Source organism: Ruegeria sp. H9, assembly GCF_056532915.1.
Window position 1 is genome coordinate 63,152 of record NZ_JBQFNX010000003.1, and the last position, 15,019, is coordinate 78,170.

A 15,019-nucleotide genomic window follows, 5' to 3' on the forward strand; every position below is an offset into this window, starting at 1 on the left:
GCGGTAAACATGACTTTCGGCGAAGCCATTAAAACCTGTTTCTCCAAGTTTTTCACCTTTTCGGGCCGTGCCTCGCGGCCCGAATACTGGTTTTTTTTCCTGTTCATCATGATCTGGAGCATCATTGCCGGGATCATCGACTGGCAGTTCTTCACTCAGGTCGCAGTGACCGAAACCGAAACATCCAAATCCGTCACGGCTACCTCGACAGGCCCGGTCCAAAGCATCGTCAGCCTGATTGTCTTCTTCCCGCATCTGGCCGTCGCGTGGCGGCGGATGCATGATACCGGGCGCAGCGGGCTTTATGCTCTGCTGCCGATCCTGCTGATACTTGGTGCGCTTGCCGTCCTGATCTTTGGCATCGGCCTTGCCAGCCAGTTCCATGGCGGCACGTTGGATATCCTGTTCACCCGCGCAACTCTTCTTATTGTCATTCCGACACTTCTTGTCCTGTTTGTGTCGCCCCTCCTGGTTCTGTGGTGGCTGACCCGCCCCAGCGAACCAGGCACCAACCAATACGGTCCCAACCCATATGAGGTAGCCCAATGACCGAACACTCGCCCAACACCGCCTTTCATGCCTCAAGCTTCATGCAGGGGCATAATGCCGAATATCTGGAGCAGCTTTATGCCCAGTACACCAAGAACCCCGGTGCGGTCGACGCAGCCTGGGTCGAGTTCTTCAAGGCCATGGGCGATGACGCGCCGGATGTGCAGCGCGAGGCCGAGGGCCCTTCGTGGGCGCGCAGCGATTGGCCTCCGATGCCTGCCGATGATCTGACGGGTGCGTTGACTGGCGAGTGGGCCGAGATCGACGCCAAAGCAGCGGGCAACAAAATCAAGGATAAGGCGGCGGCCAAGGGTGTTGAGGTCAGTGATGACCAGATCAAGCGCGCGGTGCTGGACAGCCTGCGGGCGCTGATGCTGATCAGGGCCTATCGTATCCGGGGCCATCTGGCAGCTGATCTGGACCCGCTGGGCATGCGCGCCGCCAGTACGCATCCCGAGCTGGACCCGAAGACTTACGGGTTCACCGATGCTGACATGGATCGACCGATCTTTATTGACAACGTGCTGGGCCTGCAGATGGCCAGCATGCGCCAAATCGTCGAGATCGTGAAGAGGACCTATTGCGGCACCTTCGCGCTGCAATACATGCATATCTCGAACCCGGAAGAGGCCGCGTGGCTGAAGGAACGCATCGAGGGGTTCGGTAAGGAAATCGCCTTCACCAAGGAAGGCCGCAAGGCGATCCTGAACAAGATGGTCGAGGCCGAGGGTTTCGAGAAATTCCTGCATGTGAAATACATGGGCACCAAGCGGTTTGGTCTGGATGGTGGCGAGGCGCTGATCCCTGCGATGGAACAGATCATCAAGCGCGGCGGCGCCTTGGGCCTCAGCGATATCGTCATCGGTATGCCACACCGGGGTCGTCTGAACATTCTGGCCAATGTGATGGGCAAGCCCTATCGCGCGATCTTCAACGAGTTTCAGGGCGGCAGCTTCAAGCCCGAAGACGTGGATGGATCAGGCGACGTGAAATATCACCTCGGCGCGTCAAGCGACCGAGAGTTCGATGGCAATAGCGTTCACCTGTCGCTGACCGCAAACCCCTCGCACCTTGAGGCGGTGAACCCGGTGGTTCTGGGTAAGGTCCGCGCCAAGCAGGACCAGTTGAACGACGAAGACCGCACCAAGGTGATGGGCATCCTCCTGCACGGTGATGCGGCCTTTGCCGGTCAGGGCGTTGTCGCCGAAGGCTTTGGCCTGTCGGGCCTGAAGGGGCACAAGACCGGCGGCACCATGCATATCGTGGTAAACAACCAGATCGGCTTTACCACCGCGCCACATTTCAGCCGTTCCAGCCCTTATCCCACGGATATCGCGCTGATGGTTGAAGCTCCCATCTTCCACGTGAATGGCGACGACCCCGAGGCGGTGGTGCATGCCGCCAAGGTGGCGACCGAGTTCCGCCAGAAGTTCCACAAGGACGTGGTGCTGGATATTTTCTGCTATCGCCGGTTTGGTCATAACGAGGGCGACGAGCCCATGTTCACCAACCCGATCATGTACAAGAAGATCAAGACGCATAAGACCACGTTGTCGTTGTATACCGAGCGCCTTGTCAGGGACGGGCTTATCCCCGAAGGCGAGATTGAAGACATGAAGGCGGCCTTTCAGGCACATCTGAATGAGGAGTTTGATGCCGGGAAAGACTACAAGCCAAACAAAGCCGACTGGCTGGATGGGCGCTGGTCGCATCTGGACAAGCACAAAGACGAATACATGCGCGGTGAAACCGCAATTACACCAGAGACGCTGGCCGAGATCGGCACCGCTCTGACCAGCGCCCCCGAAGGTTTTGCGATGCACAAAACCGTGGGCCGGTTGCAGGACCACAAGAAACAGATGTTCGAAAACGGAACCGGCTTTGACTGGGCAACGGGCGAGGCTCTGGCGTTTGGCTCTCTGCTGACCGAAGGCTACCCTGTACGTTTGGCCGGACAGGACGCGACGCGTGGCACATTCAGCCAACGCCATTCCGGATTTGTCCATCAGGAAACCGAGGAACGGTATTACCCGCTGAACAATATCCGCAAAGGCCAATCACATTATGACGTGATTGACTCGATGCTGTCCGAATACGCGGTGCTTGGGTTCGAATATGGCTATTCACTGGCCGAGCCCAACGCGCTTGTTCTCTGGGAGGCACAGTTTGGCGATTTCGCGAACGGGGCACAGATCATGTTCGATCAGTTCATCAGTTCGGGTGAATCGAAGTGGCTGCGGATGTCTGGTCTGGTCACGCTGCTGCCGCATGGGTTCGAAGGGCAAGGCCCAGAACACTCATCTGCACGGCTTGAGCGGTTCCTGCAGATGTGCGGTCAGGACAACTGGATCGTGGCGAACTGCACAACGCCTGCGAACTATTTCCACATCCTGCGCCGTCAATTGCACCGGACCTTCCGCAAGCCGCTTATCCTGGTGACGCCGAAGTCGCTGCTGCGCCATAAGCTGGCGGTCAGCAAGGCCGAGGAATTCACCACAGGCTCGAGCTTCCATAGGGTGCTGTGGGATGATGCTCAACAGGGCAACTCGGACACTAAACTGGTGGCAGATGACAAGATCAAGCGGGTCGTCATGTGCTCGGGCAAGGTCTATTTTGATCTGCTTGAGGAACGCGATGCGCGCGGCATCGACGACATCTACTTAATGCGGATCGAGCAATACTATCCTTTCCCCGCGCATTCGCTGATCAACGAGCTTGAGCGCTTCAAGGGGGCCGAGATGGTCTGGTGTCAGGAAGAACCCAAGAACCAGGGGGCTTGGACCTTTATTGAGCCCAATATCGAATGGGTTCTGACCCGCATTGGCGCAAAACACACTCGTCCGGTCTATGCCGGTCGCGCAACTTCGGCCTCGCCCGCGACGGGTCTGGCCAGCCAACACAAAGCCCAACAAGAAGCGCTGGTGAACGAAGCGCTGAGCATTGAAGGAAAGTAAACGATGACGATTGAAGTTCGTGTTCCCACGCTGGGCGAGTCTGTCACCGAAGCCACCGTTGCGACTTGGTTCAAAAAACCCGGCGATGCAGTCGCCGTAGATGAGATGCTATGTGAACTTGAGACCGACAAGGTCACGGTCGAGGTGCCCTCACCCGCTGCTGGCGTGATGGGCGAGATCGTTGCAGCCGAAGGTGAGACCGTGGGCGTCGATGCCCTGCTTGCCACGATAGCGGCGGGCGAAGGGGCTGCGCCTGCTCCGGCAGCGGCGGCCCCGGCCCCGGCGGCAGCGGCACCCGCAGCATCAGGCGGCAGTGTAGATGTGATGGTGCCGACATTGGGTGAATCCGTCACCGAGGCTACAGTCTCGACATGGTTCAAACAGGTCGGCGACAGCGTTGCACAGGATGAAATGCTGTGCGAACTGGAAACCGACAAGGTCTCGGTCGAGGTCCCTGCCCCGGCGGCAGGCGTTCTGGCTGAAATCGTTGCGCCTGAAGGCAGCACGGTCGATGCTTCTGCCAAATTGGCGGTGATCTCGGGCGCAGCCGCAGGTGCGGCAGCGGCTCCGGTGGCGGCCGTCGCCGCTCCGGCTGCAGCCAGCACAGGTAAAGACGTGTCCAACGCTCCATCGGCTGAGAAAGCGATGGCCGAAGCTGGTCTGTCTGCGGATCAGGTCACTGGCACCGGACGCGATGGTCGTATCATGAAAGAAGACGTGGCAAAGGCAGTTGCAGCAGCTACGGCCCCAGCGCCTGCGGCAGCTGTGCCCGCCCCCGCTGCCCAAGCTCCGCGCGCGCCTGTGGCTGCCGAGGATGCGAGCCGCGAAGAGCGCGTGCGCATGACCCGTCTGCGCCAGACCATCGCCAAGCGCCTGAAAGACGCGCAGAACACCGCCGCGATCCTGACCACCTATAACGAGGTGGACATGACTGAGGTGATGGCCCTGCGCAACCAGTACAAGGACCAGTTCGAGAAGAAGCATGGCGTACGTCTGGGCTTTATGTCCTTTTTCACCAAGGCCTGCTGTCATGCGCTGAAAGAAGTGCCCGAAGTGAATGCCGAGATCGACGGCAATGACATCGTCTACAAGAACTTCGTGCATATGGGTGTGGCCGCAGGTACGCCGCAAGGGCTGGTGGTTCCAGTCATCCGGGATGCGGACTCGATGTCTTTCGCAGCGATCGAGAAAGCCATCGCCGAAAAGGGCAAGCGCGCCCGTGATGGTAAACTCTCGATGGCGGAAATGCAGGGCGGCACTTTCACGATCTCGAACGGAGGCGTCTACGGCTCGCTGATGTCTTCACCGATCCTGAACCCGCCGCAATCGGGCATTCTGGGCATGCACAAGATCCAGGATCGTCCCATGGTCATCAATGGTGAGATCAAAATCCGCCCGATGATGTATCTGGCGCTGTCCTATGATCACCGTATTGTGGACGGCAAGGGTGCTGTGACATTCCTTGTCCGCGTAAAAGAGGCGCTGGAAGACCCGCGCCGTCTGCTGATGGATCTTTAAGATGGCGACTCATGTACTGTGGCAAGCCGATGTGGCCGATTTCGATGCCTGGCTGAAAGTGTTCCGCGAGGATCAACCGATGCGCAAGGCCGCGGGTATCCGCGACCTGCATGTCTGGCGCGATCCAGATCAGCGGGATCATGCGATAGCGATGTTCGAGGTTATGAATCTGGATAAGGCCAAAGCCTTTTTTGGGTCCGAAGAACTGGCGATGCACCACGAACGCGGCGGCATTGCGCATATATCAATCAAGCTGCTGGAACCCGTTTGAAATATAGGTACCCGACCCACCACACCGGATCGGGACGCTGCCGGATCACCCGGTCGATTTAGGAGAATGTAATGGCAAATTATGACGTCATCGTAATCGGCGCCGGACCCGGCGGCTATGTCTGCGCCATCCGTTGCGCCCAACTGGGCCTTAAAACCGCAGTTGTCGAGGGGCGCGAGACGCTGGGTGGGACTTGCCTGAACGTGGGCTGCATCCCCTCGAAAGCATTGTTGCATGCCAGCCATCAGTTGCACGAAGCCGAACACAACTTTGCAAAGATGGGTTTGAAGGGGAAGTCACCTTCGGTCGATTGGAAGCAGATGCAGGCCTACAAGGACGAGGTCATCGATGGCAACACCAAGGGCATCGAGTTTCTGTTCAAGAAGAACAAGATCGATTGGCTGAAAGGCTGGGGCTCAATCCCTGCTGCGGGCAAGGTCAAGGTTGGTGATGAGGTCCATGAGACCAAGAACATCATTATCGCGTCGGGTTCTGAGCCGTCAGCGCTGCCCGGCGTCGAGGTTGACGAAAAGGTCGTAGTGACTTCGACTGGCGCGTTGTCTCTGGGCAAAGTTCCCAAGAAAATGATTGTGATAGGTGCCGGTGTGATCGGGCTTGAATTGGGCTCGGTCTACAGCCGTTTGGGCGCAGAGGTGACGGTGATCGAATTCCTCAAGGAAATCACGCCGGGTATGGACCCCGAGGTTCAGAAGACTTTCCAGCGCATCCTGAAGAAACAGGGTTTGAAGTTCGTCATGGGCGCTGCGGTGCAAAAGACCGAAGCCACCAAGACCAAAGCCAAGGTAACGTACAAGCTGCTCAAGGATGACAGCGAGCACGTCATCGATGCTGATACCGTGCTGGTGGCCACCGGGCGCAAGCCATATTCGGATGGGCTGGGGCTGGACGCTTTGGGCGTCGAGATGACCCCGCGCGGCCAGATCAAGGTCGGCAGTGATTGGCAGACCAACGTGCCGGGCATCTACGCCATCGGCGACGTGACCGAAGGCCCGATGCTGGCCCACAAGGCTGAAGACGAGGGCATGGCCGCAGCCGAGCAGGTTGCAGGCAAGCATGGTCATGTGAATTATGGTGTTATTCCTGGGGTCATCTACACTTGGCCCGAGGTGGCCAATGTGGGTGAGACCGAAGCGACACTCAAAGAACAGGGCCGCGCCTACAAGGTCGGCAAGTTCATGTTCATGGGCAATGGCCGGGCCAAGGCGAATTTCGCAGCCGACGGGTTCGTCAAGATTCTGGCAGACAAAGAAACCGATCGCATTCTGGGCGCGCATATCATCGGCCCCGCGGCCGGAGACCTGATCCACGAGGTTTGCGTCGCCATGGAATTCGGCGCATCAGCCGAAGATCTGGCCCTGACCTGTCACGCTCACCCGACCTATTCCGAAGCAGTGCGCGAGGCGGCGCTCGCCTGTGGTGACGGGCCAATTCATAGCTGACCCAACCTGAGCAGGTCCTCTACCTAGTCTCCTTGAGCGGCACCCCGTGTCGCTCAAAACCATTTGCGGCAGGTGATCAGACGCGGTTTACTGACTCCATTGCTTTTGGAAAGGAAGTCAGATGAGCGTCAGTTTACAGGTGATCTATCCCATAGGTACAGAAACACATTTCGATTTCGACTATTATGTCGACACACATCTTCCGCTTGTCGACGAGCACATGGGGTCACATATCGAACGTACGGTCGTAACCAAAGGCATTGCGGGAGGCCCTGAAGCGCCAGCAGGTCATTACGCGATCGCAACGATCATGTTTGAAGATCAGGACGCCATGAACGACGCTATGTCAAAGGCAGGCCCTGTCCTGGCCGATCTGCCAAACTTCACCAATGTCAAACCGCAGATGCTGATCGGTGAGGTGATCGGCTGAATCAGAGCCATCCTTGCCTACCACATGGTTCTAGCGGCGCGGGCACCCCATTCCTGATCATATTGCGCGCCGCCTTCCTCTCCTGACGTCATTTCCGACAATATCTCGCCAGCCGTCGGCAGGCCCTCGCTTTCATCGTGGCCACTCCAGGTTCTGGCCCGGATCAGGGCGCGCGCGCATTGTGTGTAAATCTCGGATATCTCGATTACGATTACGGTTGCGGGGCGTTTTCCGTGTTTTTCGAACCGGGCGCGCAGGGCTTCATCAGCAGTCAGTTGAGCGTTCCCATTTACCCGAACCACATTGTTCGAACCGGGCACCATGAACAACAATGAGACGCGTGGATCGAGTACGATATTTCGCAGGGAATCCAAGCGGTTGTTTCCCCGCCAATCCGGCAGTGCCAGGGTGCCTTGGTCCAGTTCCAACACAACTGGCCCTTCATCTCCACGCGGGCTGCCATCGACACCTTCGGAGCCGACGGTGCTGAGGATACACAGGCGTGAGGCCATAATCCATTTGCGGTAGAGCGGTGTTAGCCGCCGCGCCACTTTGCGTATGGAGGCTGCGCCGGGCGTGCCATACAGAGCCTCAAGGGCAGTGATATCCTTAACGAATTCCATCCGGATCAAACCCCACTTCTCGCATCAGTTCGTTGGACCGTGTCTCAATCACGTTTTCCAGCTGCTCAAGAAAGGCATTCCGCGCAACGCCGGGTTCGATCGGATTAAGGAAATCGACAATCGCGGTGCCTGGCTTGCGCATGACACCGGTTCTGGGCCAGAAGACGCCCGCATTGGTGGCAACTGGCACGCACGGGAACCCAAGCCCTTCATACAGAACCGCCGTTCCAACCTTGTAGGGTTTGTGCACCCCAGGCGCGACGCGCGTACCTTGCGGGTAGATCACCAACTGACCGGGTTCGCTGAACTCGCGCGCAACATCCTTGACCATTTTGGCAACCGCCGCCCCTCGTTTTCCGCGATTGACTGGGATACATCCCAGACGGCGCGCATACATGCCAATGACCGGCGTCCACAGAAGCTCTCGCTTCATGATGAATTTGCCGTGTGGGATGGCGTCGAAGATTATAATGATGTCCAGAAACGACTGGTGCTTGGCGCCGATCACAACCTCGCCATGTGGGACTTCCCCGCGCACTTCGCAGCGAATACCGACCATCCAGCGGGCCAACCACTTGGTTGTGCGCGCATAGGTTTTGCATGCTCGCAATGCGCCACGCTTGGCGAACAGCGCATAGGGGGCAAAGACAAGCCCCAGCACCAGCATCCAGGCATAGATGGTGATCATAAAGATCAGCGACCGGACCCATTGAATAGCCATGAACATCACGAAAGCTCCTTCAACTTGCGCTGCGCGGCTGACCATGTGGCCAGAAACGCAACGGCCGCGCCCAATACCGGGATCAGCACAGGCAGGATCCAACCGATACCCTGAAACCCAAGGCCAGTGAGAAAACCACCCGCATCCGAGGCTTCAGGGAGCAACAATACACCCGTCATACCCAGCAAAGTGCCAACTGCTGCTCCAAACAGCGCCCGGAACGTAAAGCGGCGCACGAACGCTCCGGCGATGAACCGGTCCCGCGCGCCGACCTGACGCAGAACCTCGATTATCTGCGCGTTGGCGGCAAGCGAGGCGTTGGCGGCAAGCGTGATCATAGCGGCAGTGGCGCCACCGATCAGCAGGATCGAAATCCAGCCCAGACGCCGCAGCGAATTGGCCGCATCAACCAATGGCTCGCGCCAGCGAGTGTGATCATCCAGCACTGCGCCCGGCACCTCCGCCCCTAGCCGCAGCCGCAGGCCAGCCGCATCAAGACCCGGCTCACCTTCGATAATCTCTATCAGCTGCGGGATTGGTAAAGTGTCCAGAGGCAAGTCCGGTCCGAACCAGGGTGACAGCAGTGTGGCCTGCTCTTCGCTCGTCAACGCGCGAGCCGAAGCCACACCCCGCGTTTGGTGGAGGACATTCAAAGCAGCCTCGGTTTGCGCCGCACGTTGATCTGCAGGGGCATTGATCCGCAAGGTCGCTGCCCCCGCCAACTCTGAAGCCCAACGATCCGCCACACGGCCCGAGGCTAACGAAAGAGCCAGCGCAAACACCGCCAGAAAGGCCATTGCGCCAGACACGAACAGGGTCAATTGCGCCGTAAAGCCCGTGGGTGGCACCACCCGGTCGGCGCGGCTGTCACGGCGCAGCAAATTGCGGATCGTGCCCTTGCTCATAGATCCGCCCCCGCAAGCTGCACCCGGCGCTGCGCGATACGCAGAACGCGAGCCTGAACCTGGCTTTTGGCGGCGCGGATCAGGCTTAGGTCATGGGTGGCGATCAGCACGGTTTTTCCCATCCTGTTCAATTCGACCAACAGGCGCAGAAGTCGTTGCGACATCTCCCAGTCCACATTACCGGTGGGCTCATCCGCAAGCACTACATCGGGCGATAGGATGACTGCGCGGGCCAATGCGGCACGCTGGCGTTCGCCCCCCGATAGTTCAGGCGGGTGCGCCTCAAGCCTGCTGCCAAGCCCGACCCAGCCCAGCAGTTCGGTCAGATCGTCCTGCTGCCCATTTTCAGAGCGCCCCGAGACCATCAGCGGCAACGCGACATTCTCGGCCAGCGTCATGTGATCCAAAAATCGGCAATCCTGATGCACCACGCCAATTCGGCGGCGCAGCAGCGCCATCTGATCACGGTCCATGCGGGCGATATCCTCGCTAAAGGCCATCAACCTGCCCGAGGTTGGCAACAACGCGCCATAACAGAGTTTCAGCAATGTGGTCTTGCCCGCACCCGAAGGCCCGGTCAGAAAGTGGAACGATCCGGGCTGTAATTGCAGCGAAACATCGCTTAGCAACTCACCACCGCCGTAGGTATAGCTGATATTCTCCAGCTCGATCACGCCTGCCCCCTTTATTCTGCTCACCTCTTGCCCGAGCGCAGCGGTGGATTCAATGCCTTGGGCGGGGCCAATTGGCGACACTTGGCCCGCGAAACCGAAAACACGCTTTGCTGTTGGGTCTTAACGGAATATCATCCCTGAAAAAACTATTATCAGGCCAGCCTTGAAGGCCAGGAGGCAGAATGCGTTTAACGTGTCCGAATTGCAGCGCCCAGTACGAAGTCCCGGACGAAGTGATCCCCGAGGACGGGCGCGAAGTTCAATGCTCGGCTTGCGAAGAGACCTGGTTTCAGGAAAAGTATCCAGTCGCCAGCAAAGCAGAGCCGGAAGCGAAATCTGCGACTGCAATCCAGGCAGCCTTTGCCGAGCCGGAAGATGTTAAGTCAGAGGATGCGCCAGAACCCGATACGGCCAAGGCCGAGCCAGAAAAGGTTAAGGCAGAAGACACACCAGAACCCGATGCGCCCGAGGAATTGAGTGTTGGAAACGTAGACCCGGCGGTATCCAGCATCCTCAAGGAAGAGGCTGCACGCGAGGCAGAGCTGCGCGAGCGTGAAGGCAGCAATCTGGAAAGCCAACCTGATCTGGCATTGGATCCGCCTGAAGAGCCCAAGGTCAAACCGAAACGGCCCTCGGCCACTGAAACCGCCGCTGACGCAGGTCAGAAAGATGAGCTGCCGGATGTTGAGGCGATCAACTCGGGTCTGCGCAGCGACTTGACATCGGACGAAGCTGAAGCCGTTGCTCCGGCCCGCAAATCCGGTGGGTTTCTGCGTGGCTTTGCCTTGATCATTATCATCGGCGTCATTCTGTTTCTGATATATGGCAATGCCACTCAGATCAGCGAGGCGGTTCCTCAGGCTGATCCGATGCTGAAATCATATGTCTCACTGGTCGATCAAGCGCGCCTTTGGCTTGAGACACAGACCGGGGGCGCAGGGCAGAACTAGAACCTTTCGAGCAATCGCTTGAGGTATTCCAACTCGATCTGAGGCCGATCCTGTTCACCGGTCCTACGGCGGATTTCATCCAGCAACTCACGCGCACGGCGATATACATCTTCGCCTTGCAGCAGGTTGTCGTCGGTCGAGATTGATCCCGCGGAACCTGGCGTACGACCCAATGGATCGCGGTTATTGGCCTGCATGTCGCCGGCCTCGGTCCCTTGACCCGGCTGGTTCTGCTGGTTCTGCGCCAGGGCTTCGCCCAGTGAGCGCATGCCTTCGCGCAAGGCTTCCATCGCCTCGGATTGACGGTCAATCGCCTCGGCCAGATCATCGCTGCGCAAGGCGTCTTCGGCGTCGTCCATGGCCCGGCCCGCACGGCCCAATGCTTCGCGCGCAGCGTCGCCTTCGGGTGTACCACCGCCGGGCAGACCTTGTTGTTGCCGACTCAACTCATCCCGCAGCGCCTGCTGCCGATCCGCCAGTGACCCCTGACCTTGCTGGCCTTCACCAGCCTCATCCTGACCCTGGCCCCGACCGCCTTGGCCTTCATGGCTCTGGCCGCGTCCCAGACCACCGTTGCGACCCTCATTGCCCTGACTTTCGCCCGCTTGCGCACCGGGGTTGAACTGTTCCTGCAGGTCGCGGAATGCCTGATCGCTGAGGCCCTGTTGTTCGCGCAGGGTTTCTGCCAGCCCTTCCATGGCCTGCTGTCCTTCGGACTGGCCACCTTGGCCCTGCCCTTGTGTGACGCGCATGTTTTCCATCATTTGCTGGAACTCTTCCAATGCCTGCTGCGCTTCGGCCATGCGGCCTTGTTCCATGAGCTCCTGAATGCGGTCCATCATTCGCTGCAGGTCATCCTGCGTCATCTGCAGGGTTTCGCCGTTCTGGCCCTGCTGTCCTTGCTGCGTCTCACCGTTTTCCTGCGCCAGACGCTGGAGTTGCCGCATGTAATCCTGTGTCGCTTCGCGCAGCTCCTGCATCAGTTCGGCAATCTCTTCGTCGCTGGCACCGTTCTGCATCGCTTCGGTCAGACGCTCCTGCGCACGGCGCATCCGTTCCAATGCGTCGGCCAGCGTGCCATCCTCGATCAGAACCGCCAGATCCCACAGCGCTTGCGCAATTTCTTCCTGCTGTTTGACGTTCAGTGCGCCGTATTTGTCGAAGGTCTCCAGCCGCCGCAGGATCACACGCAGACGCAGATACGCTGTATCTGAGCGGAACAGGTCCTCGGGTAGGTGCGAAACCGCACGCAGCAATTGCGATACACGCAGCGCGTTTTCGCGCGACCAGAGCAGATCGCGCCGCTGTTCGATCACCGCAGCAGCCAATGGGTCAAAGAACCTACGGGCCGGCAGTTCTGTCAGATAAGGTTCTGCCACCGTCTCTTGATCCGCCGCGTCGATGGCCATGAGGGTTATTTTCACCGGCAAATGTGCCCAAGGGTGCTGCGAGAAATCCTCGATCAAGTCTTCGGTGAAATCGGTCCGATCGCCCGTAATCGGCATTGGCAACTCGACCGTAATGATCTCGCGCGGTTCTGGCTCGGTCGCAAGACCGAATTGACGGTTGACCGCTGGCAGGTCCAATTCGATCCGGGCTGTGCCGGAGACGATTCCATAGTCATCCGCAGCAGCGAAGGGCAGCTTCATCTGTCCGCCAGCCTCTGATTGCGCCACTCCTGCCGTCGCGATCCTGGGGGCAGTGTCTGGAAGGATCTCAAGCGCCCAATCGCGCCCTGCCGGGCCATCAATCCGCATCTGACCCGAGCGTTCGGCAACAAATTCCTGTTCCGGGTCCGTCGCGGCTTCGGTGCCCAGAGGCGTCGAAGTTTCCGTCAGACTATGTGCGCCGACCTCGCCATAAAATCGAAGCGTGATGCGGCTGCCTTTGGGCACTGTCAATGTTGGATCGGTCTGATCGGCCAGATAGAGCGTTGGCAGTCCGGTGTAGCGCGGCGGTTCAACCCAACCCTCCCAAGTCGGGCCCTGCCCCGCCTGAGCGGTCCCCGGCGTCATGTCAGCGACCGAGCCTATCCGCCAGAACGAGCCGAACAGAGCCGCAACGACGAGTGCCAATAAGGCAGCATAGCGAAGCGCATAGGGATCGCGAGACGCCAGCCGCAAGTCGGGTTTCACCGGATCGGCCTTTGATGCACGATCTGCCATGCGCGTCTGGTGCGCATGCCACAGTGCCACCGAATCCGCATCCATCGCACCGATTGCCTGATCGTCCATCAGTGCTTGTATCGGGCGTCCGGGCAGGGTTTCATCCAGCCGAACCAACGCCTCGGCCCGGGTTGGCAGATGGAACCGTTTTATTCCGAAAACCGCTGTCGCAATCAAAGCAATCAATCCGACCGCTGCAGAAATCCAAACGGCTTCAATGCGCACAAGATCGTGCAGACCCAGCATCAGGGCGGCCAGCAGCGCCATGAGAATAGAAAAGAACGGCCAGAAGGCGCGCATCACCTGCTCAGCCAGCATACCCGCGTGCGTCAGCCACAGGGACAGTCTTGGAATTGGCAAGGTCTGGTTGTCGCGCAAGGCGGGCCTCCTGATCGGCCCGACGCGCCTATCGCGTCAAAGCCACTCTGGTATGGTATCGCGGTTTATGATTTCGTCAAAGCTTGGGCGTTCACGAATTACGGCAAATTGATCCCCGTTCACCAGAACCTCAGGGATCAGGGGCCGCGTATTGTATTCGCTAGACATGACTGCACCGTAGGCACCTGCACTGCGGAATGCGATAAGATCGCCCGATTTCAGAGGGGGCATGTTGCGTTGTTTTGCAAAGGTATCCCCGGATTCACAGACCGGACCAACGATGTCATAAGGGCGTTGTTCGACCCCGGCGGCAGGTTCTTCGACCGCCACAATATCATGATACGCCTCATACATCGCGGGGCGGATCAGGTCGTTCATCGCGCCATCGAGGATCAGGAAATCGCGGTCTTCGCCGGATTTGACATAGATGACCTTGGACACCATCAGACCCGCATTGCCAGCGATCAGCCGACCAGGCTCAATCTCGATCTCGCAGCCCAGATGGCCCAGTGTTTTCTTGACCATCGCACCATATTCAACCGGCAGCGGAGGCGCGTCGTTGGAACGGGCATAAGGAATACCCAAACCACCGCCCAGATCGAGGCGGCGGATGTTATGCCCCTCTGCGCGTAGGCGCTCTGTCAGTTCCGCAACCTTGTTATAAGCCAGCTCAAACGGTTCCAACTCGGTCAGTTGTGAGCCGATATGAACGTCGATCCCAATCACCTCCAGTCCCGGAAGGCTTGCGGCCAGTGCATAAACCTCGGACGCACGCGAGATTGGGATGCCGAACTTGTTCTCGGACTTGCCGGTGGCGATCTTGGCGTGGGTTTTTGCATCCACGTCCGGATTCACCCGAACAGTGATCGGCGCAACCTTGCCCAATTCCAGTGCAACCGCATTGATCACCTGCATTTCGGGCTCGGATTCGACGTTGAACTGACGAATTCCACCGGTCAGAGCGGTACGAATCTCATCCGCTGTCTTGCCGACGCCCGAAAAGACAATCTTGTCTCCGGGCACGCCCGCGGCTTTGGCGCGCAGATATTCCCCGCCCGAAACCACATCCATTCCCGCACCTGCCTGCGCCAGCGTCTTCAGGATCGCCTGATTGCTGGCCGCTTTCATCGCATAGCAGACCAGGTGATCAGTGCCCTCAAGCGCGTCATCGAACAGCTTGAAATGCCGCTGCAGCGTCGCCGTCGAATAGACATAGAACGGGGTTCCGACCGCGGCTGCGATTTCGGAGATTGGCACATCCTCGGCGAAAAGCGCGCCGTCGCGGTAGAGAAAATGATCCATGCCTGCGCGCTTAGACCAAAAGAGGTATGTGGATCAAATGATTCCGGTAGGGTTGTGGTCACCGTCGCGGTTCAGAACGTCTTTGACGCGCCAACCCTCGCATATCCTGAAACCGAGAC

General features: G+C 58.8%; 13 protein-coding genes. 7 read left to right on the forward strand and 6 right to left on the reverse strand.

The window, feature by feature from the left end; translation table 11 throughout:
- Nucleotides 1-9 precede the first annotated feature (9 nt).
- From ACR0CZ_RS14445 to ACR0CZ_RS14470, 6 genes are all read left to right on the forward strand, one after another.
- Nucleotides 10-549 (forward strand): DUF805 domain-containing protein, encoded by a 540-nt coding sequence (locus ACR0CZ_RS14445; protein ID WP_170395785.1) that lies wholly within the window; start codon nucleotides 10-12, stop codon nucleotides 547-549.
- Nucleotides 546-3,503: a 2-oxoglutarate dehydrogenase E1 component gene (locus ACR0CZ_RS14450; protein ID WP_170395783.1), complete on the forward strand. Its 2,958-nt coding sequence runs from the start codon at nucleotides 546-548 to the stop codon at nucleotides 3,501-3,503. Before ACR0CZ_RS14445 ends, ACR0CZ_RS14450 begins: the two co-directional genes overlap by 4 nt.
- Before the next feature lie 3 nt (nucleotides 3,504-3,506).
- A complete protein-coding gene (gene odhB / locus ACR0CZ_RS14455; RefSeq protein ID WP_170465910.1) occupies nucleotides 3,507-5,021 on the forward strand; it encodes a 2-oxoglutarate dehydrogenase complex dihydrolipoyllysine-residue succinyltransferase in 1,515 nt (504 codons plus the stop codon).
- 1 nt (nucleotide 5,022) lies between these two features.
- A complete protein-coding gene (locus ACR0CZ_RS14460; RefSeq protein ID WP_170395780.1) occupies nucleotides 5,023-5,292 on the forward strand; it encodes a hypothetical protein in 270 nt (89 codons plus the stop codon).
- A 71-nt stretch (nucleotides 5,293-5,363) separates the two neighbouring features.
- Nucleotides 5,364-6,752 (forward strand): dihydrolipoyl dehydrogenase, encoded by a 1,389-nt coding sequence (gene lpdA, locus ACR0CZ_RS14465; RefSeq protein WP_170465907.1) that lies wholly within the window; start codon nucleotides 5,364-5,366, stop codon nucleotides 6,750-6,752.
- Between the two features lie 121 nt (nucleotides 6,753-6,873).
- Entirely contained in the window at nucleotides 6,874-7,182 is a 309-nt protein-coding gene (locus ACR0CZ_RS14470; RefSeq protein WP_170395776.1) for an EthD family reductase, read from the forward strand.
- Between the two features lie 17 nt (nucleotides 7,183-7,199).
- Here the strand turns inward: ACR0CZ_RS14470 and ACR0CZ_RS14475 are convergent, their stop codons facing one another.
- Genes ACR0CZ_RS14475 through ACR0CZ_RS14490 form a run of 4 tightly spaced genes read right to left on the reverse strand, consistent with a single transcriptional unit; the run spans nucleotide 7,200 to nucleotide 10,105 of the window.
- On the reverse strand, nucleotides 7,200-7,805 hold the full coding sequence (locus ACR0CZ_RS14475; RefSeq protein ID WP_170395774.1) for a pyridoxamine 5'-phosphate oxidase family protein: 606 nt from the start codon (nucleotides 7,803-7,805) through the stop codon (nucleotides 7,200-7,202).
- Nucleotides 7,792-8,532 carry a lysophospholipid acyltransferase family protein gene (locus ACR0CZ_RS14480; protein ID WP_170395772.1) on the reverse strand — a complete coding sequence of 247 codons (741 nt, stop codon included), beginning with the start codon at nucleotides 8,530-8,532 and terminating at the stop codon, nucleotides 7,792-7,794. Before ACR0CZ_RS14480 ends, ACR0CZ_RS14475 begins: the two co-directional genes overlap by 14 nt.
- Nucleotides 8,532-9,431 carry an FtsX-like permease family protein gene (locus tag ACR0CZ_RS14485; protein WP_170395770.1) on the reverse strand — a complete coding sequence of 300 codons (900 nt, stop codon included), beginning with the start codon at nucleotides 9,429-9,431 and terminating at the stop codon, nucleotides 8,532-8,534. Before ACR0CZ_RS14485 ends, ACR0CZ_RS14480 begins: the two co-directional genes overlap by 1 nt.
- The gene (locus ACR0CZ_RS14490; RefSeq protein WP_170396090.1) at nucleotides 9,428-10,105 is read right to left on the reverse strand and encodes an ATP-binding cassette domain-containing protein; all 678 of its coding nucleotides are present in this window, start codon (nucleotides 10,103-10,105) and stop codon (nucleotides 9,428-9,430) included. Before ACR0CZ_RS14490 ends, ACR0CZ_RS14485 begins: the two co-directional genes overlap by 4 nt.
- Nucleotides 10,106-10,287: 182 nt before the next feature.
- Between ACR0CZ_RS14490 and ACR0CZ_RS14495 the strand changes: the two genes are divergently transcribed.
- Nucleotides 10,288-11,055 carry a zinc-ribbon domain-containing protein gene (locus ACR0CZ_RS14495; RefSeq protein ID WP_170395768.1) on the forward strand — a complete coding sequence of 256 codons (768 nt, stop codon included), beginning with the start codon at nucleotides 10,288-10,290 and terminating at the stop codon, nucleotides 11,053-11,055.
- On the opposite strand, the gene ACR0CZ_RS14500 is transcribed toward ACR0CZ_RS14495, so the two are convergent.
- On the reverse strand, nucleotides 11,052-13,538 hold the full coding sequence (locus ACR0CZ_RS14500; protein ID WP_480503098.1) for a TIGR02302 family protein: 2,487 nt from the start codon (nucleotides 13,536-13,538) through the stop codon (nucleotides 11,052-11,054). The genes ACR0CZ_RS14495 and ACR0CZ_RS14500 overlap by 4 nt on opposite strands.
- Nucleotides 13,539-13,634: 96 nt before the next feature.
- Complete coding sequence (gene lysA / locus ACR0CZ_RS14505; protein ID WP_170395764.1) at nucleotides 13,635-14,900, reverse strand: diaminopimelate decarboxylase; 1,266 nt, start codon at nucleotides 14,898-14,900, stop codon at nucleotides 13,635-13,637.
- Nucleotides 14,901-15,019: the final 119 nt, after the last annotated feature.

Coding starts and splice junctions, on each gene's coding strand:
- ACR0CZ_RS14450 (WP_170395783.1), top strand. CDS start 546: ATGACCGAACACTCGCCCAACACCGCCTTTCATGCCTCAAGCTTCATG.
- ACR0CZ_RS14445 (WP_170395785.1), top strand. CDS start 10: ATGACTTTCGGCGAAGCCATTAAAACCTGTTTCTCCAAGTTTTTCACC.
- ACR0CZ_RS14475 (WP_170395774.1), bottom strand. CDS start 7,805: ATGGAATTCGTTAAGGATATCACTGCCCTTGAGGCTCTGTATGGCACG.
- odhB (WP_170465910.1), top strand. CDS start 3,507: ATGACGATTGAAGTTCGTGTTCCCACGCTGGGCGAGTCTGTCACCGAA.
- ACR0CZ_RS14500 (WP_480503098.1), bottom strand. CDS start 13,538: ATGCTGGCTGAGCAGGTGATGCGCGCCTTCTGGCCGTTCTTTTCTATT.
- ACR0CZ_RS14495 (WP_170395768.1), top strand. CDS start 10,288: ATGCGTTTAACGTGTCCGAATTGCAGCGCCCAGTACGAAGTCCCGGAC.
- lysA (WP_170395764.1), bottom strand. CDS start 14,900: ATGGATCATTTTCTCTACCGCGACGGCGCGCTTTTCGCCGAGGATGTG.
- ACR0CZ_RS14470 (WP_170395776.1), top strand. CDS start 6,874: ATGAGCGTCAGTTTACAGGTGATCTATCCCATAGGTACAGAAACACAT.
- lpdA (WP_170465907.1), top strand. CDS start 5,364: ATGGCAAATTATGACGTCATCGTAATCGGCGCCGGACCCGGCGGCTAT.
- ACR0CZ_RS14485 (WP_170395770.1), bottom strand. CDS start 9,431: ATGAGCAAGGGCACGATCCGCAATTTGCTGCGCCGTGACAGCCGCGCC.
- ACR0CZ_RS14480 (WP_170395772.1), bottom strand. CDS start 8,532: ATGTTCATGGCTATTCAATGGGTCCGGTCGCTGATCTTTATGATCACC.
- ACR0CZ_RS14460 (WP_170395780.1), top strand. CDS start 5,023: ATGGCGACTCATGTACTGTGGCAAGCCGATGTGGCCGATTTCGATGCC.